Origin of the sequence: uncultured Chitinibacter sp. (genome assembly GCF_945957625.1) — a bacterium.
Classification (GTDB): domain Bacteria; phylum Pseudomonadota; class Gammaproteobacteria; order Burkholderiales; family Chitinibacteraceae; genus Chitinibacter; species Chitinibacter tainanensis.
In genome coordinates, this window is sequence record NZ_CAMFLP010000016.1 from 17,779 (window position 1) to 44,493 (window position 26,715).

Consider the following 26,715-nt stretch of genomic DNA (forward strand, 5'->3'; position numbering starts at 1 on the left):
CATGCGCCGCATCTTTGTTGCCGTCTGTTGCTGGCTGGGTTTGGCCGCCACGGCAATGGCGCTGCCCAGCAGCTTGCGCGTGTGCTGGGAAGAGGGTGAAAAGCCGCCGTATCTGATGATTGAAGACAACGGCGCGGTGCGCGGGATTGCCGTCGAGATGCTCACCGACATCCTCTGGCATGCCGGCATTCGCCCCGAGCACGTGATCCGCCCGTGGCGCCGCTGCCTGGCAGAGCTGGAAGCCGGGCAGGTTGATCTGGTGCCCAATGCGTCTTATCGCAGCGACCGCGCGCAATACGCGCTCTATAGTGATGAGCTCTACGAAACCCATCTGGCACTGTTTTACCGTAAAGACCGTTTCCGCATTCCGCCCCGAGTTACCGACCGTGATAGCATGCAAGGCTTTCGTCTGGGGGGCGTGCTGGGTTTTAACTATGACCAGTATCAGGGCCTGGTGCGCATCGACACCAGCGCGCGCGACCGCGAAATGCTGCTGCGTATGCTGCAAGCCGGGCGGTTTCATTTGGCGCTGGAGCAGGTCGAAGTGGTACGGATGATGGCGCAGCAAGGCTTGCTGGATTGGCGCGAGCTCGCCTATGTGCCCGACCCAATTGTGCCCACGCGCGCTTTTCATGTGTTGATCAGCAAACGCCTAGCTGAGGCGGTGCCGGTGAAGGCGGTGGTGGATCGCGGGATTGAACGCTTGCAGCGCAGCGGGCAATGGCAGCGAATTCATGATCGCTATCTAGGGGTATTGTCGGCTAATAATTGATTGGCTTTGCTTTGGTGGTAATACTTGGGCGGGTATGTGCAGCTCTGTAGTGTTAGTGGACTGACTTGAGTCTCACCCAAGAATCTTGCGATATAAAAAAACCGGCGTTTAGCCGGTTTTTTTATCAACTACGATTTCGTTTGCGAAATACGCTGGGGCGCGAAGCTAGGGGCGACGTGTACGTGAAGTACGCGAGCGCCGCAGCGAAGACATTTTATTGCCTTGCCCCTAGCGTATTGCAGCGACGAAATTAGTTTTTAGATTGGTCAACGATCTTGTTCGCTTGAATCCAAGGCATCATCGCGCGCAGTTTGCCGCCTACTACTTCGATGCCATGCGCTGCGTTGTTACGACGCGCTGCAGTCATTGAAGCGTAGTTAGTTTGGCCTTCCAGGATGAATTGCTTAGCGTATTCACCAGTTTGGATGTCTTTCAGCGCTTGACGCATCGCTTTGCGAGATTCTTCGTTGATCACGCGTGGGCCAGTGACGTATTCACCGTATTCAGCATTGTTAGAGATCGAGTAGTTCATGTTCGCGATACCGCCTTCGAACATCAGGTCAACGATCAGTTTTAGCTCGTGCAGACACTCGAAGTACGCCATTTCTGGTGCGTAGCCGGCTTCAACCAAGGTTTCGAAGCCCATTTTCACCAGTTCAACCGCGCCACCACACAGTACGGCTTGTTCGCCGAACAGGTCAGTTTCAGTTTCGTCTTTGAAGGTGGTTTCGATGATACCAGTGCGGCCGCCGCCCACGCCCCAGGCGTAAGACAATGCCACGTCTTTGGCTTTGCCAGTCGCGTCTTGGAAGATCGCGATCAGGTCAGGTACGCCGCCGCCGCGTACGAATTCTGAACGTACAGTGTGGCCTGGTGCTTTCGGCGCGATCATGATGACGTCGAGGTCTTTGCGTGGCACAACTTGGTTGTAGTGAATCGCGAAGCCGTGAGCGAAGGCCAGAGTCGCGCCTTGCTTGATGTTTGGCTCGATTTCTTCTTTGTACAGTTTTGACTGGAACTCGTCCGGAGTCAGGATCATTACTACGTCAGCGCCGGCCACTGCAGTTTTAACGTCGGTTACTTTCAGGCCGTGGGCTTCAGCTTTTTTTACAGTGGCTGAGCCAGCGCGCAGACCAACAGTCACATCAACGCCTGAATCTTTCAGATTACAAGCGTGGGCGTGGCCTTGTGAGCCGTAACCAATGATGGCTACTTTTTTGCCTTTGATGATTTCTGGGTTGGTGTCTTTATCGTAGTAAACGTTCAATGCCATGATGATGCTTCCTTTGCTTAGTATTAGATAATGCTTGTCAGTGTTAAACCCAAAGTTCCCGCGCCTCGTTGCTTTGTCTGGCGTGAAAACTTGTGGTTGGCTGCTTATGGGTATTGCTCTGCAGGTCTTGCCTGTGGTGCTCTACAGGCATATACCCTGCTTATAGTTTTAGAATGCGTTCGCCGCGACCAATGCCGGAGGCGCCGGTGCGCACGGTTTCCAGAATCACCGACTGATCCAGCGCCTTGATAAAGGCGTCGAGTTTTTCACCCGTGCCGGTCAATTCGATGGTGTAGCTTTTTTCGGTGACATCGATGATGCGGCCGCGGAAGATATCCGCCATCCGTTTCATTTCTTCGCGATCTTTGCCGGTGGCGCGTACTTTGATCAGCATCAGTTCGCGCTCGATGTGATCAGCCTCGTTCAGGTCGATCACTTTTACCACCTCGATCAGCTTGTTGAGCTGCTTGGTGATTTGCTCGATCACATCTTCCGAGCCGTGGGTAACAATCGTCATCCGGCTCATGGTGGGATCTTCGGTGGTTTGCACCGTTAGCGAGTCAATATTGTAACCGCGGGCCGAAAACAGCCCGGTAACGCGCGACAGGGCGCCGGCTTCATTTTCAATCAGGACAGACAAAATGTGACGCATGCTTCATCTCTCCTTAGCACAGGTTGCCGTAGTCACGGTTGTTTTCAAAAGGCACCAGCTGCATGTTTTGCATATGCGGTGGCAGATCCATCTGGCTCAGGCCCTTACCGTTTTGCACCATCGGGAATACGTTGGTTTTCTGATCGGTCAGGAAATCCATAAACACCAGGCGCTCTTTCAGGGCAAAGGCTTCGCGCAGCGCGCCTTCCACGTCGCTTGGCTTATCGATACGCATACCAACGTGGCCATAGGCTTCGGCCAGTTTCACAAAGTCGGGCAGGGCATCCACATACGACTCGGAATAGCGCGTGCCGTAGAAGAACTCTTGCCACTGGCGCACCATGCCCAGATAACCGTTGTTCAGGTTAATGATTTTCACTGGCGTGTGGTACTGCTTGCAGGTCGACAATTCCTGAATATTCATCTGGATTGACGCTTCGCCAGTCACGCAGGCCACGGTTGCATCGGGGTTGGCCAATTGCGCGCCCATCGCGGCTGGCAGGCCAAAGCCCATCGTGCCCAAGCCGCCCGAGTTAATCCACTGGCGTGGGCGGTTAAATTTGTAGTATTGCGCGGCAAACATCTGGTGCTGGCCTACGTCCGAGGTAATGATCGCATCGCCACCGGTCACTTCACACAGTTTCTGAATCACAAACTGTGGCTTGATGATGGTGTCGTGCGGCTCGTACCACAGGCTGTTAGGTTTGCGCCAATCGTTGATCTGATCCCACCATGCGCTCAGGGCTTTCTCGTTCGGGCGCAGATTGCCTTCTTTCAGTACGGCGATCAGGTCTTTCAGTACTTCTTTTACATCACCCACGATCGGTACATCGACTTTCACGCGTTTAGCGATCGAGGATGGATCGATATCGATGTGCACGATGCGCTTGGCTTGCGATGCAAAGTGCGCTGGCGATGAAATCACGCGGTCATCAAAACGCGCGCCGATCGCAATGATCGTGTCGGCGTATTGCATGGCCATATTGGCTTCGTAGGTGCCGTGCATACCCAGCATGCCGACGAATTTATCATCGGTGCCAGGGTAGGCGCCCAAGCCCATCAGGGTATTGGTACACGGTACATTCAGCAGGCGTACCAGCTCGGTGACTTCGGCTGAGGCATTGCCCAGCACCGCACCACCACCCACGTAGATGAAGGGGCGTTTGGCTTCGGCCAGCATTTGGGCGGCTTTTTTGATCTGCCCTGGGTGGCCTTTGGTCGGCGGATTGTAGCTGCGAATCGAAACCGATTTCGGGTATTCGAATACCGCTTTGTGAATGGTGATGTCCTTCGGAATATCGATCACAACCGGGCCTGGCCGGCCAGTGGTGGCGATATGGAAGGCTTTTTTCACGGTTGGCGCGATGTCTTTGACATCTTTCACCAAGAAATTGTGTTTCACGATCGGGCGTGAACAGCCGACCATGTCGACTTCCTGGAAGGCATCCGAGCCGATCATAGGCGTGCCCACCTGGCCGGAAATCACCACCATCGGAATCGAATCCATATAGGCGGTGGCAATGCCGGTAATGGCGTTGGTGGCGCCAGGGCCGGAAGTCACCAGGGCGACACCGATTTTGTGAGAAGAACGTGAGTAAGCGTCGGCTGCGTGAACGGCAGCTTGCTCGTGACGCACCAGCACGTGTTTGAATTTGTCTTGTTTGAAAATCGCATCATAGATTTCCAAAACCGCGCCGCCCGGGTAGCCGAAAACGAACTCTACGTTTTCTTCTGCCAGACACCGCGCCAGAATTTCTGCGCCCGAAATTTCCATCGGTTTTCGTCCTGAGTCAATGTTGATCGGTCATGTTCTGCGGCAATCCGCTCGCCATGGGAGCGATACCCCTCACGCACAGGCGTGCGTATTCATCCGCGGGGCGGGTCAGTGCAGCCAGACGGCTTACGCAGTCGGCCAGCAAAGCCTCATTTATACCGAGCTTTGGCGCCAGAATACAGGCTTTTGGCCTGTTTGAGATACGAGCTTGATGCATTGGCGCAAGCGATCCGGTGCTGCTCGCAACGCTTAACGTCATCGGGCAGCGGGGTGTGACTTGGTGTAGGCCTCTAAAGTTACCCGATGGCGGCGGCGTTGGCAAGTTTTTCTGGCCGTTTCTATTGGGGTTTGCTAGTATCAATGCCCTTGTTTTTGCTGCGATATTTCGCTGCGCTTTACAAAAGGAAACCAATTGTCTTCTGCGGTGACGCTGGATGCCTTTTTGCGTGAGGTCGAGCAACGGGCCTGGCGGCAAGCCTGGATCGCCCTGCGTGATGAGCAGGCGGCGCTGGATGTGGTGCAGGATGCGATGTTTAAACTCGCCAGCCATTACGCCGACAAACCCGCCACTGAATGGCCTTTGCTGTTTCAGCGAATTTTGCAAAACACCATTCGCGATGCCCAGCGGCGCACGCGGGTACGCAATCTGTGGCAGACGCTGTTTTCGGCTCTGGGCGGCGGCCCGCAAGATACGGACGAATCTGATCCGCTGGAGTATTTGCCCGGCGCCGTTGATGAGCGGGCCGATGCGGCCAGCTGGCTCAATAGCAAACAGCATATTGCACTCATCGAAGCAGGCTTGGCGCGCTTGCCGGCGCGTCAACGGGAAGCCTTTCTGCTGCGTTATTGGGAAGAGCTGGATGTAGCCGAAACGGCGGCGGTGATGGGATGTTCGGCGGGCAGTGTAAAAACGCACTGCTCGCGGGCCTGCCACACTTTGGCCGCGTGGCTGCGCGAGCAAGGAGTCACACTATGAATCAGCAAACCCCCGATCAAATTGGCGCGCGCTTAAGTGCGGCCTTGCGCTCGGCGCAACCCCAGACGCGCGTGCAAGCGGCGCTGGCGCAGGCGCGCCGGCAAGCGCAACAACCCGCCGTGGCGGCGCATGGCGCGGTGCTGAGTTGGGCAGGGCGGCATCCGCTGGCTGGCGCGGCGCTGGTACTTGGACTGGTGTTGGCGGCCGTGTGGTGGCAGCAGCAAACGCCGCTGCGCCCGGCCAGTAATCTGGAACTGACACAGCAGCTGGTGGACGAAGTGTTGTACGATAGTTTGGATGATGTTTAAGGCCGCACCGCGGTCGGAGTTTGCACTTGAAACCGGATGAGCATTTTGAAGCGCATTTAGGCGCTGCTGCCTGGGGCCGCCGACTGGTGGCCTTTATTTATGAGCTGCTGCTGTTGGCGGCGGTCTTGCTGATTGCCGAGGGCGTCTTTCAGGGGTTGATGCAGCTTTTGCTGGGTATCACGCCAGAGCACTTATCTGATGCGCTATGGGCGCGCATACTCAACGGGGTATGGGTGCTTGCGGTGTGTTATGCCTACTTTGGTTGGTGTTGGACGCGCGGGCAAACGCTGGCGATGATGACTTGGCGGATGCGCGTGGCCCCACTCACGGGCGAGTTAAGCTGGCGGCAGGCCAGTATTCGCTTTGCGGTGGCCACAGCTTTTTATGCGCCGCTGTTGCCGCTGTGGGTGCTGGCGATTTATTACCCGCAATACCATTGGCTGGCGTGGCTGGGCAGTATTTGGTTTTGCGTGCCGTGGATTACAGCCCGTTGTGATGCCGACGGCCAGTTATTGCATGATCGGCTGGCGAAAACCCGGATCGTGAATTCACCCAGTAAAAAGTAAGCCGGAAGCTGCGCTTCGCGAGTGGGTTTGATATTTTAATCTGCAACCGCCTACGGGCGGTTTGTTTTTTTATGCCGCTCGCGGATGACATGGTGTGGCTGCGTGACTGGCCACGTGGCAAGTGCTGAGGTTGATGCTGCGTATGCTCAGCGCGTCACTCGATTTTCAGCCACAGGCTGCTGTCGTGCAGCGGGGTTTCTGCGGGCAGGTTCGGGTTGGTGAGCTGCAGTTTGCGTGCGGTGCGATATTTGCTCAGCGGAAACACCGGTGCGGTTACCGGGTGGTTTTTCATGTATTCCAGCAAGCTACCATCGTCCACCGCGAGCCGCAGGCCTTGCTCAATCCGCTTCGCCAAGGCTTCATTGCGTTTGGCGGTGAAAAAATACATCGGCAGTTTATACACCAGCAAGAGCTGATCGTAGATCATCAGCTCACTGCGCTTGAGCCCCGCCACTTCGGCGTACACCTCGTTGAGCCCGCGCGGGAAATAATCGGCGCGGCGATTCAGTAGCATCGGGTACATCATTTCAAAGCGCGGCGGGGTTTCGAGCTTGAGCCCCGCATGGCGCAAAATCGCCGTGTCGGGCCACTGGGCGCCCTGAATGCCGGTGAGTTTGGCCAGCTCTTGAACGCTCTTGATCCGGTCAAAGCGGGCTTTATCCGCTTTGCGGATCACCAGTGCGCGATAGCCCAGTAAGCCCCCCAGCAGCGGGATGCGAATCGGGCGCAGCATTTGCTCGCGCTCGCGATCGGTACCGGCCCAATCCAGATCAATGACATCGCCCTGGCTGAGCTCCAGTAGTGCGCGGTTTTGCGACATGTCTGCACGGATCAGCTGAATCCGCGCCGGGCCTTGGCTGGCGGTTTTGTCCAAGGCCAGTTGGGCGAGGCCAATGAAGTAGGCGTGGCTGGTGTCGGCGCTGCCTTGCGGCGGGCGCATGCGCACCACCACGGGGTTGGCCGTGGCCAGTGCCGCACACAGCAGCAATAGTGCAGAAATTACCCAGCGCCCCAGCATCTCGCCATCCTAGTGAATGTTCTGCCTAGATCTTACTCCGAACTGGCGCTGGCTGGCCGCGCTAGCGCTGGGCGGTGCAAGATTCATGCAACAGGCATAGCTTGGTGTTGCAGGGGTATGTCGTTGTAGGGCCTAGATCGCCTGCTTTCTAGGCCGATACCGCTGGCGGTATGTATAAAGCGCCAAGGCAAGTAGCGCCAGCGCCCAGCCCACAATGACCGGCGTATCGCCCCAGCGCTGATAGGGCGTGGTGCCGATCTGATGGCGCACAGTGCCATTGAGTACGCCGCGGGTTTGTGCGGGTAGACTGCTCACCAGCTCGCCGCGCGGATTGATAATCGCGGTTTTACCGGTGTTGGTGGCGCGGATCAGATAGCGGCCGTTTTCCAGCGCGCGGGCGCGGGCCATTTCGGCGTGCTGCTCCGCCGCCCACGAGCCATCAAACCAGGCCATATTGGTGAGGTTGACCAGCAGCGTGGCATTGATGGCATTGCGGCGGATTTCGTTGCCAAACGCATCTTCGTAGCAGATATTGGCGGCGATCTGGCCGCCTTGCAGCGCAAATGGTGGCTGCACGGGGGCGCCTGGCGAGAGCCCCACCAGCGGCATATTCAGGTAGCGATAAAACACCCCAAACAGCTCGCGCGCCGGAATATACTCGCCAAACGGCACCAGATGATATTTGGCATAAGGCGTGCGCGTAGGCTGGGCCAGATCAACTGCGGCATTAAAGTGTTGCTGCCCGTCGGCGCTGCTGGTGGCGGTACCAAAAATAATACTGGCTTGGCGCTGGCGCGCCAGCGCGCGTAAATCATCCAGATACCAATCGGGAATCGCCCCGAAAAACGCCGGAATGGCGGTTTCCGGAAACACAATCAACTGGCCTTGGCTTTGCTGGGTGAGATCGCGATAAATATTCAGGCTATCCAGATACGCGGCCTGGCTCCATTTCATCGATTGCGGGATATTGCCCTGCAAGAGGCTGACTCGCAGCGGCGCGCCGGTGGGCTGCGTCCACTGAATCTGTTGCAGCAGGGCGCTGGTGCTGAGTAGCGCAAATACCAGGCTGGCCCCCAAGCGCAGTTCCGCCAGCACGAGCCCGCTGGCGATCGCCAGCAGCCAGCCCACGCCATAGCTGCCGATCAGCGGATAAAACCCGCCCAGCGTCGCCAATTGCGAGCCGCCCAGCGAGGCCCACGGAAAACCAGTAAAAATCCAGCCGCGTATCCATTCGCTTAGTACAAACAGCGTAGGGGCAATCAGGGCGAGTTTGAGTGCTTTGCCAGCGGGCCAGCGCCAGGCTAGCCCGGCTGCCAGCATGGGAAACAGCGCGAGAAACAGTGCAAAGCCAAAGGTGCAGAACGCCGCCATCCAGACTGGCATACCCCCGTGGGTATGTAGGCTGATATAAACCCAGCTGGCGTTCGCCAGAAAATACCCCAGACCCCAGCTCAAGCCATAGCCCAGCGCTTGCCGGGTACTACCGGCATGCTGGATGCCCAGCAGCCACGCCATCAGGCTAAGCGGCAGCAGCCAGAATTGCCCCAGCGGGGCAAAGCCGGCGACACTGAGCGCGCCAGCGAGTAATAAGAACGGAACGGCCCAGAGGGGGCGGGCAGGAAAACAGCGCATGGTGAGCTTCGGCAATAAAAACGGGCTGATCAACGATCAGCCCGCAGTGTACCGTGTGATGATGACCGGGTGGTGATCAATGTTCGGCTTCGTGACGTTCCAGATGTTTATCGATCTGTACCGAGTGCACGCGGCGGCTATCGGCGCGCAACACCAGGAAATGATAGCCATCGATGATGGTTTCTTCGCCACGCTTGGGCACGCAACCAAAGGCCAGGGTCACAAGGCCGGCCACGGTGTCGACTTCTTTATCGCTAAAGTGGCTGCCGATGGTCTCATTCAGATCGGCGATTTCGGTTTCGCCTTTCACGCGCCAGTTGCCACGGCGATCGGGGATGATTTGGTCTTCGTCATCATCGTCGTCGTATTCGTCTTCGATATCGCCAACGATCTGTTCGATGACGTCTTCAATCGTCACCAAGCCCGCCACGCCGCCGTATTCATCCACCACAATCGCCATATGGTTGCGATTATTGCGAAAGTCTTTCAGCAGCACATTCAGCCGTTTGGCTTCGGGGATATACACCACTGGGCGCAGGAGATCGCGGACATTAAATTCAACGTCTTCGGCGTAATAGCGCAGCAAATCTTTGGCCAGCAAAATGCCCACCACATTGTCTTTGCTGCCATCAATCACCGGAAAGCGCGAGTGCGCGGTTTCGATAACGCGGGGGATAAACTCGGCGGGGGTGTCGTTGATGTCGATAACATCCATTTGCGAGCGCGGCACCATCACATCGCGCACTTGCATATCGCCGACATTGAGCACGCCTTCGATCATGCCGAGCGCATCGGCATCGAGGAGGTGGCGTTCAAACGCCGAGTGCATGATTTCAACCAGTTCGCCGCGGTTTTCCGGCTCCCGTAACAGGAAATGGGTGAGTCGCTCAAGCCAGCTTAGCTTGGGACTCGGGGACGAGGCATCGTCCATGGTGGATACAGCTCCTTGCAGTAAAAAAAGTCCAGATCAAAGGCGATGAAGTCAGCCTTTTTCGCTCCGGTACGGGTCATCATAACCCAAAGACGTGACAATTTCTGTTTCCAGCGCTTCCATTGTCTCGGCCTCGGCATCTTCCAGATGATCGTAGCCCTGCAAGTGCAAGGTGCCGTGCACGATCAGATGGCAGTAGTGCGCCAATAGCGGTTTGCCCTGCTCGATTGCTTCGCGCTCCACCACGCTGCCCACCAGCACCAGATCGCCAGTCAGCGGCATATCGGGGAGGTGTGGCATGTCTTCGCTGTAGGTGAAGGTCAGGACATTGGTAGCGTAGTCTTTGCCGCGGTAATCGCGATTCAGGCTTTGGCCTTCTTCGGCATCAACAAAGCGCAAGGTGATTTGCGCATGATCGATTTTTGGGGCCAGCGCCGCGTTTACCCAGCGGCGTAGCAGGCTTTTGCGCGGAATGGGTGAGCGCTGGCTTTCGTTTTGAATGTCGATTTCCACATTCGGGCGCAGTTGGGTTTTGCTCATGGTGATGTTTTGCTTCGTTGGCGTTTTAGTTCGGCATACAGCCAGTTTTTGGCCGGCTGTTCCGCTTGGTTGGCGCAGCGCACGGTGTAGGGCTGGCCGGTGAGGTAACTTTTGCTGGCGACTTCGTTGATAAAGTCTTCCGTGGTTTTGATCTTGTCGCGCGCCTTGCCGTATTTCATCGTCAGGTGCTCTTGCGCCGCTTTGGCGTCGTAGCTGCTGCCGCTGCGGATAAAGGTGCAGCCGGTTTGCCCCACCCAGCGCAGTAGTGCTTGCACTTCCTGCTCCGCGGCTGGGGTAATGGCCTGCGCCGGCAGGCTGGCCAGCAAGGCGAGCGTACAGACTCCGCGGCGCATCATGCGCGGGATTCCTGTGCGGCGCGCTCGGCCTGTTGCTGGGCTTTGCGCTCGGCGGCGGCGGCATCACGCGCTTGCTGGGCTTTATCGTAGGCATTGACGATTTTCTGCACCAGCGGGTGGCGCACTACGTCTTCGCTGGTAAAGTGATGAATACCAATGCCGCGCACGCCTTGCAGCACTTCCTGCGCATCGATCAGACCCGATTTCACATGCTTGGGCAGGTCGATCTGGGTTGGGTCGCCGGTAATGACGGCTTTGCTGCCAAAACCAATCCGCGTTAAGAACATTTTCATCTGTTCGGGCGTACTGTTTTGCGCCTCGTCCAAAATGATAAAGCTGTGATTGAGTGTGCGGCCACGCATAAAGGCCAGCGGCGCAATTTCGATGATGTTTTTCTCGAATAGCCGCGTGACATGGTCAAAGCCCAGCAAATCGTACAGCGCGTCATACAGCGGGCGCAGGTAAGGGTCGACCTTTTGCGTCAGATCGCCCGGCAAAAAGCCGAGCTTCTCGCCAGCTTCCACTGCGGGGCGCACCAGGATCAAACGCTTGACGGTATCGCGCTCGAGCGCATCAACGGCGCTGGCTACAGCCAGATACGTCTTACCCGTACCGGCAGGGCCAATGCCGAAGGTGATGTCGTTATCCTGAATGGTTTTCAGGTAGACATTTTGCCCCGGCGTGCGGCCACGCAAATCGGCGCGGCGGGTGCGCAATACGGGCACGTCGGTTTCGGTTTGGGCGTCTTCCGGGCCACGGATGATTTCGATCAGCCCCAGCTGAATGTCGTCGACTTCCAGTGCCTTGCGGGCGGCTTCGTTGTAGAAGTATTCGAGGGCGTCGAGGGCCTGATTCACCACCTTAATGCGGCCGGCCACTTTGAAGTGTTCGTTGCGGCGGCTGATGCTGACATCCAGCGCGGTGGCAATCTGTTTGAGGTTTTCATCCAGCGGGCCACACAGATTGGCCAGCCGGCTATTGTCGATGGGGGTAAAAGATAGGGTATCGCTGTGCAAGATAATCTCACTAAGCCCGGGCAGGGGATACCTGCCCGGGTATGTGTTAGTCTTCCTTGATGATCATTTCGCCGCCCAAGGTGTGCGGATACACCTTGGTAATGCGCACATCCACCACCTGATTGATCAGGCGCGGGTTGCCCGGGAAGTTGACGATGCGGTTGTTTTCAGTGCGCGCCGATAGCTCGTTGCTGTCTTTTTTCGAGACTTTTTCCACGATCACACGCTGCACGGTGCCCAGCATATTCTGATTGATTTCGCTGGCGAACTCTTCGATGCGTGCTTGCAGGCGTTTCAGACGCGCGACTTTCACTTCTTCCGGCACATCATCCGGCAGATCGGCGGCCGGTGTGCCCGGGCGGCGGCTGTAGATAAAGCTAAAGCTCGCGTCAAATTTCACGTCTTCGATCAGTTTCATGGTGCGCTCGAAGTCTTCTTCGCTCTCGCCCGGGAAACCAACGATAAAGTCGCTGGATAAGCACAGATCAGGCCGCGCTTCGCGCAGTTTGCGCACCAGTGATTTGTATTCCAGCGTGGTGTAGCCGCGTTTCATATTCACCAGTACGCGATCGGAGCCGGCCTGCACGGGCAAGTGCAGATGCGACACCAGTTTTGGCAGCTTTTTATAGCAATCGATGATGCGCTGGGTCATTTCTTTCGGGTGGCTGGTGGTGAAACGCAGGCGCTCTACGCCCGGAATTTCATGGATGTATTCCAGCAGCATGGCCAGATCGGCGGTTTCGCCGTCTTCGCCTTCCAGAATCTTGCCGCGGTAGGCGTTCACATTCTGGCCCAGCAGGTGGATTTCTTTCACGCCTTGCTGCGCCAGATTGGCCACTTCCACCAGGATATCTTCAAACGGGCGTGAAACTTCGTCGCCGCGGGTATATGGCACCACGCAGAATGAGCAGTATTTCGAGCAGCCTTCCATAATCGACACAAAGGCCGAGCCGCCTTCGACGCGCGCAGGCGGCAGATTGTCGAATTTTTCGATTTCCGGGAAGCTGATGTCCACTTGTGATTCGCCGGTTTTGCGTTTTTCCGCAATCAGCTCGGGCAGACGGTGCAGGGTTTGCGGGCCAAACACCACATCCACATACGGCGCGCGCTTCACAATGGTGTCGCCCTCTTGGCTGGCCACACAGCCGCCCACGCCGATCACCAGATTGGGGTTCAGCTTTTTCAGCTCTTTAATCCGGCCCAGATCCGAAAAGACTTTCTCTTGGGCTTTTTCCCGCACGCTACAGGTGTTAAACAAAATCACATCGGCTTCTTCGGCGTTATCTGTGCGCGTTAGGCCTTCGGCGGCGTGCAGCACATCCACCATTTTGTCCGAGTCATACTCGTTCATCTGGCAGCCAAAGGTTTTGATAAATACTTTTTTGCTCATTGCGTAGACTTCTTCGTTGGGCGACACATTCAAAAAATCAACAGCGCCCAGCGGGCGCTGTTGGGGTATGGCGCTAGCTGGTAATTAATTCCTAGGCTGGCGAGCTATACCCTATTGTTCGTTGGCGATGGCCTTTTGCTGCTCGGCGCGAACCTTCAGCAGCTTGGCTTCATCTTCACTCACCAGCCAAATGCGCCAGACAAAGCCGGTGTTAGGCTCGGTTTGGTACCACACGGTGGCCGATTGCGGCAGCTGGTTGGGCATAATCAGCGTGTTATTCACGCTGCGGATCTGCAGCCCGGGCGCGGTGACATACACTTTGTCGTCCAATTTGACCTGCGGCGGCAGAAAACCCTGTAGTTGGGCCAATTTGCCATTGGGCAAGACGCGGGCGGCGAAACTGCTCATTGAAACAGTAAGTAGCAACAAAAACAGCAACTTGCGCATGGGCTAAGCTCCGGTGAGATGGGTGTATGGTAACAAGCTGCGCCCCAAATTGAAAGAAAAATTCAAAAGGGGGTTGACAGCTTTCTAGGGCGCATCTATCATGCTGCTTCTCTTGGCTATGTAGCTCAGTCGGTTAGAGCACAGCACTCATAATGCTGGGGTCACAGGTTCGATTCCCGTCATAGCCACCAAGATACGATCCGCAGTAGTTCGCGGTGATACAAAAAGCCCCGTAAATCTTAGGATTGCGGGGCTTTTTGTTTCCGCATTAGTCCGCCATAGTACCAACAAAGCCAGCAATCGTTGTTGGTATATTTGTTGGTATCAAATCTAGATACCAACAACCTAGACCGCCACCTGAAATAGCCCACCCGCAAACGCGCCCCAAGGGGCTGGGCAGGGGAATGCCCGCGCCAACTTTTGCCTTAGGCCATAGGCACTATCTATTAGTTCTCCGAAAACGCCACTGCGATGGTGGGGGTATATTTTGTGCTGGCTCTTGGAGGGTTTCGGGTGGTTTTTCGCCCATAACGTACCGTTTTAGGCCCGCTGGTGCTGCGCCGGATGAATTTTAGCTTTTCAGCCGTATAGCCACGGCTGCGCAATATCGCCATCTTGAAGTTGACCCCCCCCTATGAAAAAGTGCCCCTCGAAAATATGCGGCTGGAGCGCGTTCCAGAAAGCTTACAAATTTAAGTTTTTTAGCCCCCCTCCCTTACAGGGTATACGTGGCCCTTTTGCCAGATCGGAACAGCCGGTACACCCTAGGCCATATGATCGCTCTCAAAAAAGAGTAAGAGAGTGGTTGTATGGCGATACCACTTGCCCAGCCTGCCCCAGTAACGGGGGTGGGAGGTATTCTGTTTTTGGGTGTTCCCATTGTTCCCATGTACCCAGTTTGTTTAACTTCATGTTTTTAAATGGTTATTTTGTTTTTGTTTAATGTTCCCACTTTTGCTGGCGGTGTTCCCATGTTCCCAAGCTGATAGTGCAGCACCAGCGCAGGCCGCATTTTTGCTGGAGCACGGGGTTTCGGCTGGGTTATTTTGCTGGGATGTAGTGGTTTTGGGTGGCGCGAATTTGCACGTTTCTTTGATAGCAAATAAGCACCAAGGTAATACCATCGCAGCAAACCGGAAGTACAAAACAAATCGCGGCATTCGCCCCCATGCGCCGCCTGTGGGGCGCGAATAAGCCACCGCTGAAGGTCAGCCAAGCAAAGTTGGCATTTGCTCAGGTCGATCTATAAAAACGTCACCGCTGAAGCCGGCCCAGTCGGAGTTGGGACTTTCGCCACCGCTGGGCGAGATCCGCTACCGCTGAAGGTCAGCCAGGCAAAGTTGGCACTTGCTCCGGACGGGCTGTAAAAACGACACCGCTGAAGCCGGCCCAGCCGGAGTTGGGACTTTCGCCGCCGCTGGGCGAAATCGCCACCGCTGAAGGGCGGCCAAGCAAAGGTGGCACTTGCTCGGGATGGGGTGTAAAAACGCCACCGCTGAAGCCAGCCCAGCCGAAGTTGGGACTTTCGCCGCCGCTGGGCGAAATCGCCACCGCTGAAGGTCAGCCAAGCAAAGTTGGCATTTGCTCAGGTCGATCTATAAAAACGTCACCGCTGAAGCCGGCCCAGTCGGAGTTGGGACTTTCGCCACCGCTGGGCGAGATCCGCTACCGCTGAAGCCAGCCCAGTCGGAGTTGGGACTTTCGCCGCCGCTGGATGAAATCGCTACCGCTGAAGGTCAGCCAGGCAAAGTTGGTACTTGCTCAGGTCGATCTGTAAAAACGTCACCGCTGAAGCCGGCCCAGTCGGAGTTGGGACTTTCGCCACCGCTGGGCGAGATCCGCCACCGCTGAAGGTCAGCCAGGCAAAGTTGGCATTTGCTCAGGTCGATCTATAAAAACGTCACCGCTGAAGCTGGCCCAGCCAGTGCCGGCCCTTTAAATCTCAGACGAAGACACTACTGACAGCGTTACTGTGGCCCCATGATATAGATCCCGCCCATCCTCGGCAGCACCAGCGGGTAGCGCGCCTAGACTCATAAAGCAGGCTACCCCGCTGCGGGTATCCACCACCCGTAGCCAGAGCAGATCAGGCCGCACTAATTCCCAAAATTCAAACGACTGGATTAGTGGTATTTGATGCGCCTGCGCCATCTGCAACACCGTGCGCAGGTAGCTGGGGTCTTGCTGGTGTAACTGAGCTAGCAAAAACCGCCTATCTTCTGTAGAGCACCACAAGGCCGCCGCTACCTCCGCTACGATTTTTCGCCACAGCGCTGCCGTTGCACGGCTGTGGCTGGGGAGTAAAAACGAATCGCGGCATTCGTCCCTATGCGCAGCCTGTGGGGGCGCAATTGCATCCGTTAATACTGCCCTGCCACTGGTGCTAGGTAGAAAATTTGATTCATGCGCCGGAGCAAAAAAAGCCGCAAACGCGGCCTTTTTATCGTCAACCGCTTGGCCAGCAAGGGAAAGGGCTTTACTCATCATCAGCCCCCAGCAACGCCGCCGCATTCACCATGTAAACCCGCACCTTTTCACGCCCACTGGTTGGCAGCCGCTCAGCCCGTGAAGCCCCGCCCTTGGGGTCGGGGTGCAAAATACCCAGCTCAAGCAGTAGCTTGTTTGCCCGCTTTAAATCCAGCCCCTCAAGGATGACTGAACGCCATGCATTCGGAAAAACGTAATAGGTCGCTTCCGACAGCCTAGGCTGTCCATCCTCGTCAATCGCGTCAATTTCGACCGTTTTGCGAAACCCGCAGTTATCTGGCCGAATGGCGGATTTTTCATCGAAGGTGGTGTTTTTCTCATCGTTCCAGCCTTGGAAGCGCGCGAGCCCGTACCGCTCGAAAAACAGCTTCACTTGCCGAAGTATCGCTTTATCTTCGCCGTCACCAGCGCCGCCGCGAATGCTCAACCAGTCGGCATACATAACCCGCGCCGCAGCCCATGCCGTTCCTGTTGTCCAATCCACGAGTCCAAGGCTTGCCGCCAACTCGCCCGCAAAGCCGCACAGGGCAAAGTATTGTGACGCATGGCTCACTTGATTGGACGCCCCTAGCGGGACGGCGTCTTTAGCAAATTTCGCCATAGCCGCATGGATTTGAGCCTTTAACTCGACGCGATCAGCACCAGCGAGTAGCGCCAGGTATTCGCGCCCGATTGAGCCATGATTAGCCGCCGCCGTTAAAGCCATGTGCTTGCACAATGCAGGCGCATCCGTGAAACCATGAAGATCATCAAATGCACCATGCTTGCGATCCGCAGACAGGCCGATAAAGCGCACCTCTTGCCCTGCATTGATCTTGCCGCCTCCCTCTTTAATCACGCTGGCCAGATCGTTCTCGCCGTTCGACAAGATAAAGCAGCGCCAGCGTGTCAGATCCCGCACCCCGCCGGTGTCGCGGCCCCGGGCTTTGCCCTTGCCTTGTGACAGCATATACACCATGCGCCCGACGCCCTTTGCATCGGCTTGGCTGATTTCATCAAGCAGCAGGGGCAGGTGATTGAATGCCGCAGTGGTGTATTCCAGCCCCGCAGCGGTGGCGCTCCATGTTTGGCGGTAGTCCTCGGGCTTGCCATACACCGACGCAGCCAAATCGCACACTGTGCTTTTGCCTTTTTTAGACGCGCCGACGATGTGAAAACCGCCCGAATCAAGCCCCGCCATGCCCATCAGCGGTGCGGCAAATGCTGCCCCCAATGTCAACAGCAATAGCGGATTGCCTACCGCATACCGTGCTACACCATCGCGCCAAGTATCGGGCAAACCTGACGCCAGCACCGGCACTTTTAGGGAGCCGTCATATATGAGCCATTCACCGGCATCACCGATAATCTCGGCAGGCAGGACAAATGCACCCGTTTCTTTAAACCAGCCCGTGGCAGGCACCAGCCGCGCCCGTGGTGCATCCCGTGCCGTTTGCAGGTATTGCACCAGCCAGCGCTTATGCTGCAAGGTAAAACTGATGGCCAGCCCCATGGCGGTTAATTCATCCAGAATGGCCGTAGACTGGTCAGACGATAGGCGCTTCCACGGTATTGTGTGCTCTTTGATATTGCCATCCATATCTTGCAGCTCTACCCGTACAGCCCATTCCAAATCATCCACATCACGCACCTGTGCAATCACTTTAAGGCGCTCACTCAGCCACACATTGCCACCATCACCCGCACCATCGTCCGATTGATCGGGCACAAACCACACCCCACGCTGATTGAGCTTAAAGCTACCCCCGCTCACCTTTGGGCTACTGCGCTTTCGAGGCTTTTTGCTGGGGGCACCTTTCGCTGACTGCACCACCGGTGCTGCATCATTGGCCGCTAACTCGGTTTTAGCCTTCAGCGGTGCAACACTGGCTGGGTTTTTGAGTAGCTCAAAATCCGCCCCCATTTTGTCCGTGTCACCTGTATCAACATTTATTGACGTCATTAATGCACCCCGCCTTTGTTTTGCTGCTCTGCCTTGGCTGCCTCGATTAGTCGTGCTCGTAGTACCGCCGCCACGACGAGAAAGCCTGCAATGCTCTCTTGCAGTTCTGCTGCATCAAGATCCCCAAGCGCCGCTAGACCTTCAAAAAGTGCGCTTATGGCATCCATTAGGGTTTGGTGCAGGCCATTAGTACTAATGCCATTGGCAACTGAACCACGCTCGTAGATGTTGGCGGCTAGTAGATCTACACCGCCCTCAAGGTCAAGCCGCGCCAGCTCGATAAGGGCTGCAATTGGCATATCCTTATGCATTGCGGCCCCCTTGGGTCAGTACATCAAGCCAATCACGCCCCGCCACGGACGGGAACAACACCCGCACCGTTTTGCCCTCGGCTAGCAGGCGATCGGCCAATTGATTAGCGGCCTTTTGGCCGGTCTGGTTTTCGTCGTTGTCCGCAAAAATCACTACATCACGCACCAGCTCGGGCAGCACCAGCGCGCTGACGCCAAAGGCCGATACACCGGCCCACACGGGCAGGCCATTAGCGCAATGCACGGCTAGCGCGGTTTCGATCCCTTCGGCCACGGCCATGCACTCAGCCGCTGGAAACAAGCGAATAGCCGCGCCTTTGGCATCACCCGACCTTGCCGACCATTTTTTAACGCTCGGCACCTCGGCCTTGTGGCCGCTGGCCTGTAGGTAGGTCTTGTGTAGGGCAATCGTGGTGCTGTCCGCACCTTGCACCGCCGCCACCATCGCGGGATAGTCGCCCAGCTTCACCAGATGGCCGTTAGGCTTATCCCAATACGGCACCGCCGCATGAAAGCGCAGCGCCTTGGGGTAGCAGGTCAAACCAAGGCCACGGCGCTGCAAATACAGCCCCACAGCGCAATCAGGGGTAATCGGCTGGCTGGCATTCCACAGCGCGAAGTTTTCCGCCTTGGCTTTTTCCCATGCCCGCCGCTGCTCGGCCTGCTCACGCGCTTGGCGCTGGGCAATAGCCGCAGCATCAGGCACCGCCGCCACTATCGCAGCACCGCCCAAGCATTCGGCCACAAATCGCGCCGCGCCAATAAAATCGGTCTGACGGTAATCCGCCAAGAGCTTGAAGCCGTCGCCACCCTCGGGGGCGTGGGTGTTGCAGATAAAGCAGCCCCTTTCGTCTTTATCGGTGAAGCGGAAGCGATCACGGCCACCGCAGACAGGGCAGGCGGTGTGCTTGCGGCTCAGGTATTCAGTACCGATACCAGCCTCTTGCAGGATGTCAGGCCAGCGCCCACGGGCGGCCTCTTTCAGTTTGGGTATATCAATACGATCAGCCATGCCACCCCCTAGAGATCCACCACGGCCATGCGCCCAACCGGTAGAAGGTAGCAATAAACCCCCGCAACTAACACGGGTTCGGCCTCGAAATGACCCCCGTCTTGACGGGTATTGTTCACCGCAAAAGCGGGTGTTTTGGTAAATTCAGCTTGAGCAGCACCGCCGCCCACAATATTGGTCGTAGTCATAATGGAAAATCTCCGGTTAATTAGCGTTTAGCAGGGGCTGGGCAGGGTGGGCGCTGGTTTCGTTTGTGCAGGCTCATCAGCAGCAACGAGGCTGCACGACGGCTAGAGAACGCCCGTTCCTGAATGGCAGTGTTATGAGCGGGTTTGCGCATCGCTTACCCCCTTGCCGTCGATGGTGTCCACTACCGCGCTCAGGTACTCCAAGGCTGCAAGGCTGTAATACTCGCAATCGCTGTAGCGAAAGCCGTTTTGCAGCATGTCCAGTGCCAGGCGCAGGGCGTTGGCAGTGGTTACGGTGCGGGTTTCGCCCTCCATACGGGGGCTATATTTTGCGTTGGTCAGCGCGTAGCTCACCGTAATCTCTTGCGCCAGATCGAGGGTTTTAAGCATGATTGCGCCCCCCGATCACATGCGACAGCAAGAACACGGCGATGGCCAAAGCTACGACGATCAGCGGGGTATTGCGCTCAAGCGCAATGACAGCAATTGCGAGGGTTGAATACTGGAATAGGGAACGGACGTGCGACGGCATGGCGAATGCCTCCATAACAGGTTTAAGTGACCTGCCGCTCAACGCCAATTGAGGGTGGCAGGTACGTGATAGGGTTGGCGTATCGGCGTTATGGAAACCGACGCAGCCGAAGCTGCCCCCACCACGACCCGCCATAGAAATGGACGCACCTGTGGTGTGTACGGACGTAAAAAAGCCGCTGTGTAGCGGTTTGTCCGCCATAACAATCGAGACGCCAATCTCGGCTAGGCTATTGAACCCAGCGCAGCCATTATCAGTACCAGCGGCCACTGCGTCAAGCGTTGGGGTTGCCATCGTTACCCCCTCGCTGGGTGGTTTGTGACCGTGCTAAGCGCATTTCCGCCGTTTGCGCCGTAATGGCTCTAGCTAAGGCCAGAGAGGCGACACTCTGTACTAATTGGCCCGCGTTTTTGCTGTCCAGTCGTTCAAATGCACGTTTAAGGTTCATGGCCTCGGCAATCAAATCCGCTTGATAGGGTGTGACGACAAGACCAAGGCTAATTACTTCAGCAGGAGTCATTGCGCACCCCCACGAGCCGCCGCAATGCGGTCAGCGATCCATTGATTAACTTCAGATTCGACCCATGCAACAGCCTTGCCACCGCCCAAAGGGACAGAAGCCGGAAACGTGCCCGCCTTGACGGCGTCATAAATAAACGTCTTCGAAAGCGCGGTACGGCGAAGCACCTCAGGGAGACGAATCAGCACCAGCGGCGGCACGGGCTGGTGCTGCGCTGGCAATGCTGGGTGTTGGGCGGGCAAGGTTTGAACTTTGGCTTTAGTCATGGCTACGACCCCCGATGGTATGGCGGGTGGTGTGCTGGGCCAGATAAGCCTCCACATCGGCGCGCAAATAGCGAACCTTGCCGTTGATTTTGAGATAGGGGCAGCCAGTGCCACGGCTGCGCTCACGGGCCAGCGTGCTTTCGGCCTTGCCAAGCAGCTTGGCAGCCTCGGCTGGGGTGATTTTTTGGTGGGGGTTCGTCATTGTTTCACTCCTTTAGAAGTTCGCCAGCATTCTTGCTGGCGCGATGGAGTGAACTTTACGAAGGCAGGGCTAGGGCGAAAATTCCCTTTATTTGGCAGACGTACCCGTCTACTCGATAACGGGTATTAATTTGTGGCTTTGTGGTCGCTTTTTTTGGCAATGCCGGAGCATTTCAACCAATCACGCAGCGTTTTGGACGCCTGCGAGCGTGTCGGCGAAACCCCTAGTTCCTTTGCGGTATCAAAATAAGGTGATTTCGGTGTGTTACGATCATCGCCAATAAGCCAGTTAATTGCATCTGCATGACTGGTAAACGGCGCTTTTTTGTTTTGAGCAGCTACGATTTCAAGTATTTTTTCCTTTAGATTTTTATTTTTCGCATGCCTTGCCCGCGTTGCATTGACCCTCTGGGTTTGATGCTTGCGAACTTTGTCTTCAGCGGCAGCTAGCTTGATCGGCAAATCAGCGCCTGATACGAACAATGCAGCACCGGTCATCAGCCCTACCGCGCTTTGATAGTCGCCAGTGCGCACAGCGCTGGCTGCATCGTGCAAATTTGCAGCGCCCGCGATGAGACGTAAATCAGCCTCATTAATAACCATGCCATATAAGCGGCTAGCTGTTTGGGCTTGGCGGTGTATTTGCAGCAAACGTCGCCACATTGGCCCACCTAGCGGGGGATTTGGCCCGGTAGTTGCTGCCATATCAAGTGCCGCAGCAATAGCCGCTATTTTTTGCTTTTCCCTTGTCAGTAAAGGGCATGGAGTGGGGAGGCCTACCGTATCTACCTGCGGGCGAATGCGCTTTGCTGATGTGGATCGAAATCGAAGAAGTAGGGCGACATGCTTGTAGCGGGTATCTGCAATCCGACCGGAAAGTGTTTTTGTGATTTCACGAATTACATTGGATACCCCGCATTCATCGCCGGCGGGAAATAGCCCATCTCGCGTGCGCTTGCCGCTTTTTATATAACTAAAAATCCATTCCCAGCATTCAGAAAAGCTCGCATCCATTGTCTATTGCCTTCAATCAATAGACCTTCAAGGGTGGCATAGGGCAGCGGGTGAAGGTTTCCCGTTTTCGTCTGGCCGGACTAGCCCTGCTACTTAAATTATACCCAGATTGATTGGCAGGGACGAAACCGTCACTGCTGAAGGTCGGGCCACCGGAGTTGGGGCTTTTGCCGCCGCTGGATGAAACCGCCACCGCTGAAGCTGTGCCAGGTGAAGTTGCCACTTGCTCGGGCAGGGAACGAATCAGCCACCGCTAAAGGTCAGGCTGCCGGAGTTGGCACTTTTGCCGACGCTGGGTGAAACCGGCACCGCTGAAGGTCGGGCCGCCAGAGTTGGCACCTTTGCCGACGCTGGGTGAAACCAGCACTGCCGCAGGTCTTAAATTAAAATATTACACGGAGTGAAAAAAAGTGGTATTGAAGTTGCCCTGTTTTTTTTGCTGCAAAAAGGGTGCAATTTTGCGTACAAAAAACCGCCTTTTTCAGCCACAAAACCCTGCAACAAACCCACGCCCTAGCAAAAATGCGGCCCGCGCTGGTGCTGCCCCACCAAAGTGGGAATATGGGAACACCACCCGAAAAAATGGGAACATTCAACGAAATGCAGAATAAATATTATAAAACAGAGGCTTGCGCAAACTGGGAACATGGGCACATTGGGAACACCCAAAAAAACACATACCACCCCCCCCATGCAGGGTGCTAGGGTGGGTGAGTGGTATTGATCTACGCAACAATTCTTAACTTGGGCGCGTCTGGTATTGCCTCGCTCTTAAACTCGCTAGGGTCGATAAATGGCCCCTTAGATGAGGCGTCTAAATAGTCTGCCCACCACTGCAACATGCGCTGGCGCTCGGTCAGGTATTGCGCCTTGCGCTTGTAGATACCGGCCACGGCCTCGCCTTCCCGTGCCTTGCCTTCGTGGCCGATGTGGCGCTCGATTGCGTCATGGGTGAATTGCAGGGATTCATTCAAGCTCGATACCATCATGGTGCGGAAACCATGCAGGCAAATATCTTGCTGGGTGTTATACCCAAGTTTGCGCAGGACTAGGTTTACCGTGTTTTCACTGATCGGTGCGCCGCGCTTCTGGCCTTCAAACACAAACACGGCACGGCCATTGATGGCGCGCAGCTCTTGCAGTAGGGCCACAGTTTGCCGTGAGAGATAGATCAGGCGCTCACGGCTCATTTTTTCACCACGGCCCGAGAACTTAACGCCGTCCACCTCGCTGCGCTGTTCTGGAATAGTCCACGTCCCCGCAGCCAGGTCAAACTCATCCCAGCGAGCAAAGCGGAATTCGGACGATCTAGCCCCAGTGAGTAGCGCAAAGCGGGTGGCCAGTTTTGCCACCTGCAAGCCCTTATAGTCGTCGATTTTTGCCACTAGCTCAGCGAGGCGAGTAAGGGGCAGGGCTGCATGGTGCTTGGCCTTGCGGGTGGCAATGGCCCCTTGCAGGTCGTGGGCTGGGTTGGTTTCAATCCGGCCAGTCTGCACCGCGTAGCGCATCACGGCGGTAATGTACTGGCGCAGGCGCTTGGCTAGGTCTAGGGCATTACGCTTTGCCACCAGTTGCAGCGGGTGCAGTAGATCACGGGTTTTGAGCGATTCAATGGGGGCACTGCCGATCAGAGGGAATACATTAGCCTTGAGACGCTGCAAGATCGTTTCTGCATGATCTTCAGTCCACCCGCTGCCCTTTAGCTCTTTGGCGTACCACTCTAGAGCAACCGCCTCGAATGAATTGGCCGCTGCGTAGATTTGGGCGCGTTTTTCCTCTTGCCGGGCTTGATTGGGGTCTGTACCGGCTGCGATTAGGTCTTTAGCCTCACGCGCCCGCTGGCGAGCCTCAGATAGATCAGGCTTGGCAGGGTCACAGACACCGCAGGCCAGTAGCTTTTGCTTGCCGGCGTAGCGGTAGGGTAGCCGCCAGTAAAGTGCAGTTCCTGCACCCCCCATAACCCAAAGCTGTAAACCAAAGCCGCAGGCGATTTTGCGCGGGGCTTTTGCCTCGCCCGAGTCGATAGCCAGTTGCTCAGCTTTAATCGTGCTTTTTAGCTCGGCTACGGTCAGCGTATCCGATTTAGATTTTCCAGCCATACAAGCCCCCTAAACTAGCCTAGTGCCAACGCATTGTTGGTATATTTGATGGTATATTTTTACACGTTTTTTGCGGAACGTAGCAAAAATAAGGCTTGTAGGGTGTTTTTCGAGTCCCGTCATACCACCAGTTAAGAAAAGCCCGCTAATGCAAATTAGCGGGCTTTTTGCATTTCAGCTTGCCCGTCGTGGATTGCGATCAATCGCGATCCGGAATGCGGCTAATCACCCATGCTCCAGTGGCCATGCCCACGAGCAAGATGCCCTGCAGCCATTCTCGCCCCTGCAGTAGCCAGAGCGAGATACCCGCGCTCACTAGCATTAATCCCCAGGCACTATATTTGATTTTCCGTGGCAGGCTGCGGTGGGTTTCCCAGTCGCGCAGCGGTGGCCCAAACCAGCGGTGCGCCAGCAGCCAAGCGTGCCAGCGCGGCGAGGCGCGCACAAAGCAGCTGGCGGCAAGCAGAATGAACGGCGTGCTTGGCAGGCCGGGGAGCAAGATGCCGAGCACGGCCAGTAGCAAGGCCAGCCAGCCGGTCAGTAAAAGTAAATAGTGTTGCCAGCGTGGAAGAGGTGGGCGCATTGATGAAAGCCTATTGGATGATTCATCTTATGGCCTGAGCGCTGGGCTGGCAATCGCGAGCAAAAATGCGGGCTAGCTGGCGGTTTTTCACGAAAAATTAATAATATTCATTCTTGCTTCTGTTTTTTCTTGCGCTAGGCTGACTCTAAATGTGGCGGACGGAGGGTGAGTGATGCCAAGTGAATGGATTGAGTTGGGTTTGCTGGTGGCGCTGGTGTTGTGGCTAGGGGTGAGCTGGTATCGCTACCGCAAGGAGGGGCGGGTGATGGTTGGTAGCTATCAGCCGCCAGCCGATGGGTTTGTGCTGCATTTATATGCCAGCACGCGGCAGCTCACGCAGGATCGATTGCCTTAGCGTGATGGAGTAGCAAAAAGCCGGCGCGAGCCGGCTTTTATATTGTTGCGAATGGTGACGCTGCGCCGGTCACGCTCAGAAGTCGGGGGCAATTTGCTCGGCGTAGTCGTAGAGTGCTGCCAGAATTTGCTCGGCGCGCTCGTCGCCAGCTTCGTCGAGGCTGTCGGCGAGGCGATCGATCTCGCTGCTGTAGGCTTCTAGGGTTAGCGCGTTTGCGACGCCGTCGAACAGGCGGGCGCTGCGCCATTGCTCCCAGCGTTGCTGTTCTTCCGGATTGAGGCTGGTGGGGAAATTGCGGGCGCGGTAGCGAAATAGCAGTTCTTCCAGCTGGCGATCTTCAAAATGCACGATTTCGCTGGCCAACTGCTCGCCTTTTAGTGTGCGCAGACGGCTGAGGGTGCGGCGGTCGGTGTTGGAAACAAAACCCCCGTACAGATTGGCGTCCACATCTTGTTTCTCACTTGCTTCGCGGGCAAAAACTTCGCTCCACGGCAGGGTGCCGGCCTGAGTAAAGGCTTGGGCGTGCTGCTGAATTTGCGCCAGATCGAGCTGCCAGCGGCTGATTTCACTCTCGCGCAGCACTTTTAAATTGCCGACGACGATGGGTGATTTGTTGGCGTGAATGGTTTTGATCGGCAGGCGCGGCGTGTCGCCGAGTTCGTCTTGCCGGCTAAACATTCGCCGGCGGATTTCAGCTGCATCGAGGGTAAATAGCTCACGCGGATCGTGCGCCAAATCCCAGACGATGATTTCGTTTTTATTGGTGGGATGGGTGGCCAGTGGCCACACAATGGCCAGATTGCCGCGCTCTACGCCGTACATGCCCGAGATATGCAGTAATGGCCGTGGCTGGGCGAGGTTGATTTCGTCAAACACCCGCTGCTTGCTGCGTAGGGCGAGGCAAAAATCAAATAGCTTGGGCTGTTGCTGGCGGATAAGTCGGGCTAGCGCGATGGTGGCGCGAACGTCCGAGAGTGCGTCGTGAGCGGCTTCGTGTTGCAGGCCATTGGTAGCGGTGAGGTGCTCCAGCTTAAAGCTGACGCGGCCATCTTCGTGGCGCGGCCATTCGATCCCATCCGGGCGCAAAGCATAGACCGTGCGCACAACATCCAGTAAATCCCAGCGGCCGCAGCCGTTTTGCCATTCGCGCGCATAGGGGTCGATCAGATTGCGCCAGAATAAAAAGCGCGTGACTTCATCATCAAAGCGAATGGTGTTGTAGCCAACGCCGATGGTTTCCGGGCTGGCCAGGGCGCGCTCGATGGCGGCGGCGAATTGGTATTCGGGGATACCTTGCTGCCAGCATTGCTGCGGCGTAATGCCGGTGAGTAAGCAGGCTTCGGGGTTGGGCAGGTAATCATTGGCCGGCTGACAAAACAGATTCATGGCCTCGCCGATTTCATTGAGCTCGGCATCGGTGCGTATGGCGGCAAATTGGGCGGGGCGATCCGTTTTCGGATTAACGCCAAAGGTTTCGTAATCGTGCCAGAGAAAAGTCAGGGCCATGATGCTGTCGGCAAACGGTAAAGCGCCGTTATACCTGTGGTGCGCTAG

30 protein-coding genes and 1 tRNA gene are annotated in these 26,715 nt (G+C 56.3%); 6 read left to right on the top strand and 25 right to left on the bottom strand.

Going from position 1 to position 26,715, the window contains the following annotated elements:
- The first annotated feature begins 1 nt into the window (after window position 1).
- A complete protein-coding gene (locus tag QV747_RS14745) occupies window positions 2-772 on the top strand; it encodes an ABC transporter substrate-binding protein (RefSeq protein ID WP_273432623.1) in 771 nt (256 codons plus the stop codon).
- 250 nt (window positions 773-1,022) lie between these two features.
- On the opposite strand, the gene ilvC is transcribed toward QV747_RS14745, so the two are convergent.
- From ilvC to ilvB, 3 genes are all read right to left on the bottom strand, one after another.
- Window positions 1,023-2,039, bottom strand: a complete 1,017-nt coding sequence (ilvC, locus tag QV747_RS14750) for a ketol-acid reductoisomerase (protein WP_273432650.1) — start codon at window positions 2,037-2,039, stop codon at window positions 1,023-1,025.
- 166 nt (window positions 2,040-2,205) lie between these two features.
- The gene (ilvN, locus tag QV747_RS14755; protein ID WP_028449662.1) at window positions 2,206-2,697 is read right to left on the bottom strand and encodes an acetolactate synthase small subunit; all 492 of its coding nucleotides are present in this window, start codon (window positions 2,695-2,697) and stop codon (window positions 2,206-2,208) included.
- 13 nt (window positions 2,698-2,710) lie between these two features.
- Window positions 2,711-4,471: a biosynthetic-type acetolactate synthase large subunit gene (gene ilvB, locus QV747_RS14760; protein WP_028449661.1), complete on the bottom strand. Its 1,761-nt coding sequence runs from the start codon at window positions 4,469-4,471 to the stop codon at window positions 2,711-2,713.
- Window positions 4,472-4,883: 412 nt separating this feature from the next.
- On the opposite strand from ilvB, the gene QV747_RS14765 reads away from it, so the two are divergent.
- The 3 genes from QV747_RS14765 to QV747_RS14775 are packed head-to-tail and all read left to right on the top strand — an operon-like array spanning window position 4,884 to window position 6,321.
- Complete coding sequence (locus QV747_RS14765) at window positions 4,884-5,447, top strand: RNA polymerase sigma factor (RefSeq protein WP_273432620.1); 564 nt, start codon at window positions 4,884-4,886, stop codon at window positions 5,445-5,447.
- Complete coding sequence (locus QV747_RS14770; RefSeq protein ID WP_273432618.1) at window positions 5,444-5,755, top strand: hypothetical protein; 312 nt, start codon at window positions 5,444-5,446, stop codon at window positions 5,753-5,755. Before QV747_RS14765 ends, QV747_RS14770 begins: the two co-directional genes overlap by 4 nt.
- Before the next feature lie 26 nt (window positions 5,756-5,781).
- On the top strand, window positions 5,782-6,321 hold the full coding sequence (locus QV747_RS14775; RefSeq protein ID WP_273432616.1) for an RDD family protein: 540 nt from the start codon (window positions 5,782-5,784) through the stop codon (window positions 6,319-6,321).
- 154 nt (window positions 6,322-6,475) lie between these two features.
- On the opposite strand, the gene QV747_RS14780 is transcribed toward QV747_RS14775, so the two are convergent.
- The 8 genes from QV747_RS14780 to QV747_RS14815 all read right to left on the bottom strand — a co-directional run bounded on the left by QV747_RS14780 (window position 6,476) and on the right by QV747_RS14815 (window position 13,651).
- A complete protein-coding gene (locus tag QV747_RS14780) occupies window positions 6,476-7,339 on the bottom strand; it encodes a hypothetical protein (protein ID WP_047397014.1) in 864 nt (287 codons plus the stop codon).
- Window positions 7,340-7,471: 132 nt separating this feature from the next.
- Window positions 7,472-8,971, bottom strand: coding sequence for an apolipoprotein N-acyltransferase (gene lnt / locus QV747_RS14785; RefSeq protein ID WP_273432614.1), 1,500 nt, complete (start codon window positions 8,969-8,971; stop codon window positions 7,472-7,474).
- Window positions 8,972-9,047: 76 nt separating this feature from the next.
- A complete protein-coding gene (locus tag QV747_RS14790; protein ID WP_028449656.1) occupies window positions 9,048-9,902 on the bottom strand; it encodes an HlyC/CorC family transporter in 855 nt (284 codons plus the stop codon).
- Window positions 9,903-9,953: 51 nt separating this feature from the next.
- On the bottom strand, window positions 9,954-10,442 hold the full coding sequence (ybeY, locus tag QV747_RS14795) for an rRNA maturation RNase YbeY (RefSeq protein ID WP_273432611.1): 489 nt from the start codon (window positions 10,440-10,442) through the stop codon (window positions 9,954-9,956).
- Window positions 10,439-10,798 carry a DUF5329 domain-containing protein gene (locus QV747_RS14800; RefSeq protein ID WP_273432609.1) on the bottom strand — a complete coding sequence of 120 codons (360 nt, stop codon included), beginning with the start codon at window positions 10,796-10,798 and terminating at the stop codon, window positions 10,439-10,441. Before QV747_RS14800 ends, ybeY begins: the two co-directional genes overlap by 4 nt.
- Window positions 10,795-11,817, bottom strand: a complete 1,023-nt coding sequence (locus QV747_RS14805; protein WP_373317326.1) for a PhoH family protein — start codon at window positions 11,815-11,817, stop codon at window positions 10,795-10,797. The genes QV747_RS14800 and QV747_RS14805 overlap by 4 nt, the downstream gene beginning before the upstream one ends.
- A gap of 43 nt (window positions 11,818-11,860) precedes the next feature.
- On the bottom strand, window positions 11,861-13,204 hold the full coding sequence (miaB, locus tag QV747_RS14810; protein ID WP_273432605.1) for a tRNA (N6-isopentenyl adenosine(37)-C2)-methylthiotransferase MiaB: 1,344 nt from the start codon (window positions 13,202-13,204) through the stop codon (window positions 11,861-11,863).
- Window positions 13,205-13,315: 111 nt separating this feature from the next.
- Window positions 13,316-13,651 (bottom strand): hypothetical protein, encoded by a 336-nt coding sequence (locus QV747_RS14815; protein ID WP_028449650.1) that lies wholly within the window; start codon window positions 13,649-13,651, stop codon window positions 13,316-13,318.
- Window positions 13,652-13,765: 114 nt separating this feature from the next.
- Here QV747_RS14815 and QV747_RS14820 point away from each other — a divergent pair.
- Window positions 13,766-13,842, top strand: a tRNA-Met gene (locus QV747_RS14820).
- Between the two features lie 1,744 nt (window positions 13,843-15,586).
- On the opposite strand, the gene QV747_RS14825 is transcribed toward QV747_RS14820, so the two are convergent.
- The 13 genes from QV747_RS14825 to QV747_RS14885 form a co-directional block, all read right to left on the bottom strand.
- The gene (locus QV747_RS14825; RefSeq protein ID WP_273432286.1) at window positions 15,587-15,856 is read right to left on the bottom strand and encodes a hypothetical protein; all 270 of its coding nucleotides are present in this window, start codon (window positions 15,854-15,856) and stop codon (window positions 15,587-15,589) included.
- A 271-nt stretch (window positions 15,857-16,127) separates the two neighbouring features.
- Window positions 16,128-18,080, bottom strand: coding sequence for a DUF927 domain-containing protein (locus QV747_RS14830; protein ID WP_273432284.1), 1,953 nt, complete (start codon window positions 18,078-18,080; stop codon window positions 16,128-16,130).
- Window positions 18,080-18,391, bottom strand: a complete 312-nt coding sequence (locus QV747_RS14835; protein ID WP_273432282.1) for a hypothetical protein — start codon at window positions 18,389-18,391, stop codon at window positions 18,080-18,082. Before QV747_RS14835 ends, QV747_RS14830 begins: the two co-directional genes overlap by 1 nt.
- Window positions 18,384-19,403, bottom strand: a complete 1,020-nt coding sequence (locus QV747_RS14840; RefSeq protein WP_273432281.1) for a toprim domain-containing protein — start codon at window positions 19,401-19,403, stop codon at window positions 18,384-18,386. Before QV747_RS14840 ends, QV747_RS14835 begins: the two co-directional genes overlap by 8 nt.
- A gap of 8 nt (window positions 19,404-19,411) precedes the next feature.
- Window positions 19,412-19,591, bottom strand: a complete 180-nt coding sequence (locus QV747_RS14845; RefSeq protein WP_273432279.1) for a hypothetical protein — start codon at window positions 19,589-19,591, stop codon at window positions 19,412-19,414.
- Between the two features lie 132 nt (window positions 19,592-19,723).
- A complete protein-coding gene (locus QV747_RS14850; protein WP_273432277.1) occupies window positions 19,724-19,981 on the bottom strand; it encodes a hypothetical protein in 258 nt (85 codons plus the stop codon).
- Complete coding sequence (locus tag QV747_RS14855) at window positions 19,974-20,417, bottom strand: hypothetical protein (protein ID WP_273432276.1); 444 nt, start codon at window positions 20,415-20,417, stop codon at window positions 19,974-19,976. The genes QV747_RS14850 and QV747_RS14855 overlap by 8 nt, the downstream gene beginning before the upstream one ends.
- Window positions 20,398-20,643 (bottom strand): hypothetical protein, encoded by a 246-nt coding sequence (locus QV747_RS14860; protein ID WP_273432274.1) that lies wholly within the window; start codon window positions 20,641-20,643, stop codon window positions 20,398-20,400. Before QV747_RS14860 ends, QV747_RS14855 begins: the two co-directional genes overlap by 20 nt.
- Window positions 20,640-20,909 carry an AlpA family transcriptional regulator gene (locus QV747_RS14865; RefSeq protein WP_273432272.1) on the bottom strand — a complete coding sequence of 90 codons (270 nt, stop codon included), beginning with the start codon at window positions 20,907-20,909 and terminating at the stop codon, window positions 20,640-20,642. Before QV747_RS14865 ends, QV747_RS14860 begins: the two co-directional genes overlap by 4 nt.
- Window positions 20,902-21,111, bottom strand: a complete 210-nt coding sequence (locus QV747_RS14870) for an AlpA family transcriptional regulator (RefSeq protein ID WP_273432270.1) — start codon at window positions 21,109-21,111, stop codon at window positions 20,902-20,904. Before QV747_RS14870 ends, QV747_RS14865 begins: the two co-directional genes overlap by 8 nt.
- Before the next feature lie 125 nt (window positions 21,112-21,236).
- A complete protein-coding gene (locus tag QV747_RS14875) occupies window positions 21,237-22,124 on the bottom strand; it encodes a hypothetical protein (protein WP_273432268.1) in 888 nt (295 codons plus the stop codon).
- 725 nt (window positions 22,125-22,849) lie between these two features.
- Window positions 22,850-24,223, bottom strand: a complete 1,374-nt coding sequence (locus QV747_RS14880; protein ID WP_273432266.1) for an integrase arm-type DNA-binding domain-containing protein — start codon at window positions 24,221-24,223, stop codon at window positions 22,850-22,852.
- A 199-nt stretch (window positions 24,224-24,422) separates the two neighbouring features.
- Window positions 24,423-24,806: a YbaN family protein gene (locus QV747_RS14885; protein WP_273432264.1), complete on the bottom strand. Its 384-nt coding sequence runs from the start codon at window positions 24,804-24,806 to the stop codon at window positions 24,423-24,425.
- Between the two features lie 172 nt (window positions 24,807-24,978).
- On the opposite strand from QV747_RS14885, the gene QV747_RS14890 reads away from it, so the two are divergent.
- On the top strand, window positions 24,979-25,161 hold the full coding sequence (locus tag QV747_RS14890) for a hypothetical protein (RefSeq protein WP_047397010.1): 183 nt from the start codon (window positions 24,979-24,981) through the stop codon (window positions 25,159-25,161).
- Window positions 25,162-25,236: 75 nt separating this feature from the next.
- Here QV747_RS14890 and sbcB read toward each other — a convergent pair whose 3' ends face one another.
- A complete protein-coding gene (gene sbcB / locus QV747_RS14895) occupies window positions 25,237-26,667 on the bottom strand; it encodes an exodeoxyribonuclease I (protein WP_273432262.1) in 1,431 nt (476 codons plus the stop codon).
- Between the last annotated feature and the right edge of the window lie 48 nt (window positions 26,668-26,715).

Excerpts from the sequence above, each read along its gene's own strand:
- QV747_RS14745 (WP_273432623.1), top strand. The coding sequence starts at position 2 with ATGCGCCGCATCTTTGTTGCCGTCTGTTGCTGGCTGGGTTTGGCCGCC.
- ilvN (WP_028449662.1), bottom strand. The coding sequence starts at position 2,697 with ATGCGTCACATTTTGTCTGTCCTGATTGAAAATGAAGCCGGCGCCCTG.
- ilvB (WP_028449661.1), bottom strand. The coding sequence starts at position 4,471 with ATGGAAATTTCGGGCGCAGAAATTCTGGCGCGGTGTCTGGCAGAAGAA.
- QV747_RS14770 (WP_273432618.1), top strand. The coding sequence starts at position 5,444 with ATGAATCAGCAAACCCCCGATCAAATTGGCGCGCGCTTAAGTGCGGCC.
- QV747_RS14780 (WP_047397014.1), bottom strand. The coding sequence starts at position 7,339 with ATGCTGGGGCGCTGGGTAATTTCTGCACTATTGCTGCTGTGTGCGGCA.
- lnt (WP_273432614.1), bottom strand. The coding sequence starts at position 8,971 with ATGCGCTGTTTTCCTGCCCGCCCCCTCTGGGCCGTTCCGTTCTTATTA.
- QV747_RS14790 (WP_028449656.1), bottom strand. The coding sequence starts at position 9,902 with ATGGACGATGCCTCGTCCCCGAGTCCCAAGCTAAGCTGGCTTGAGCGA.
- ybeY (WP_273432611.1), bottom strand. The coding sequence starts at position 10,442 with ATGAGCAAAACCCAACTGCGCCCGAATGTGGAAATCGACATTCAAAAC.
- QV747_RS14800 (WP_273432609.1), bottom strand. The coding sequence starts at position 10,798 with ATGATGCGCCGCGGAGTCTGTACGCTCGCCTTGCTGGCCAGCCTGCCG.
- miaB (WP_273432605.1), bottom strand. The coding sequence starts at position 13,204 with ATGAGCAAAAAAGTATTTATCAAAACCTTTGGCTGCCAGATGAACGAG.
- QV747_RS14815 (WP_028449650.1), bottom strand. The coding sequence starts at position 13,651 with ATGCGCAAGTTGCTGTTTTTGTTGCTACTTACTGTTTCAATGAGCAGT.
- QV747_RS14830 (WP_273432284.1), bottom strand. The coding sequence starts at position 18,080 with ATGACGTCAATAAATGTTGATACAGGTGACACGGACAAAATGGGGGCG.
- QV747_RS14835 (WP_273432282.1), bottom strand. The coding sequence starts at position 18,391 with ATGCATAAGGATATGCCAATTGCAGCCCTTATCGAGCTGGCGCGGCTT.
- QV747_RS14840 (WP_273432281.1), bottom strand. The coding sequence starts at position 19,403 with ATGGCTGATCGTATTGATATACCCAAACTGAAAGAGGCCGCCCGTGGG.
- QV747_RS14845 (WP_273432279.1), bottom strand. The coding sequence starts at position 19,591 with ATGACTACGACCAATATTGTGGGCGGCGGTGCTGCTCAAGCTGAATTT.
- QV747_RS14850 (WP_273432277.1), bottom strand. The coding sequence starts at position 19,981 with ATGCTTAAAACCCTCGATCTGGCGCAAGAGATTACGGTGAGCTACGCG.
- QV747_RS14855 (WP_273432276.1), bottom strand. The coding sequence starts at position 20,417 with ATGGCAACCCCAACGCTTGACGCAGTGGCCGCTGGTACTGATAATGGC.
- QV747_RS14860 (WP_273432274.1), bottom strand. The coding sequence starts at position 20,643 with ATGACTCCTGCTGAAGTAATTAGCCTTGGTCTTGTCGTCACACCCTAT.
- QV747_RS14865 (WP_273432272.1), bottom strand. The coding sequence starts at position 20,909 with ATGACTAAAGCCAAAGTTCAAACCTTGCCCGCCCAACACCCAGCATTG.
- QV747_RS14870 (WP_273432270.1), bottom strand. The coding sequence starts at position 21,111 with ATGACGAACCCCCACCAAAAAATCACCCCAGCCGAGGCTGCCAAGCTG.
- QV747_RS14875 (WP_273432268.1), bottom strand. The coding sequence starts at position 22,124 with ATGGATGCGAGCTTTTCTGAATGCTGGGAATGGATTTTTAGTTATATA.
- QV747_RS14880 (WP_273432266.1), bottom strand. The coding sequence starts at position 24,223 with ATGGCTGGAAAATCTAAATCGGATACGCTGACCGTAGCCGAGCTAAAA.
- QV747_RS14885 (WP_273432264.1), bottom strand. The coding sequence starts at position 24,806 with ATGCGCCCACCTCTTCCACGCTGGCAACACTATTTACTTTTACTGACC.
- QV747_RS14890 (WP_047397010.1), top strand. The coding sequence starts at position 24,979 with ATGCCAAGTGAATGGATTGAGTTGGGTTTGCTGGTGGCGCTGGTGTTG.
- sbcB (WP_273432262.1), bottom strand. The coding sequence starts at position 26,667 with ATGGCCCTGACTTTTCTCTGGCACGATTACGAAACCTTTGGCGTTAAT.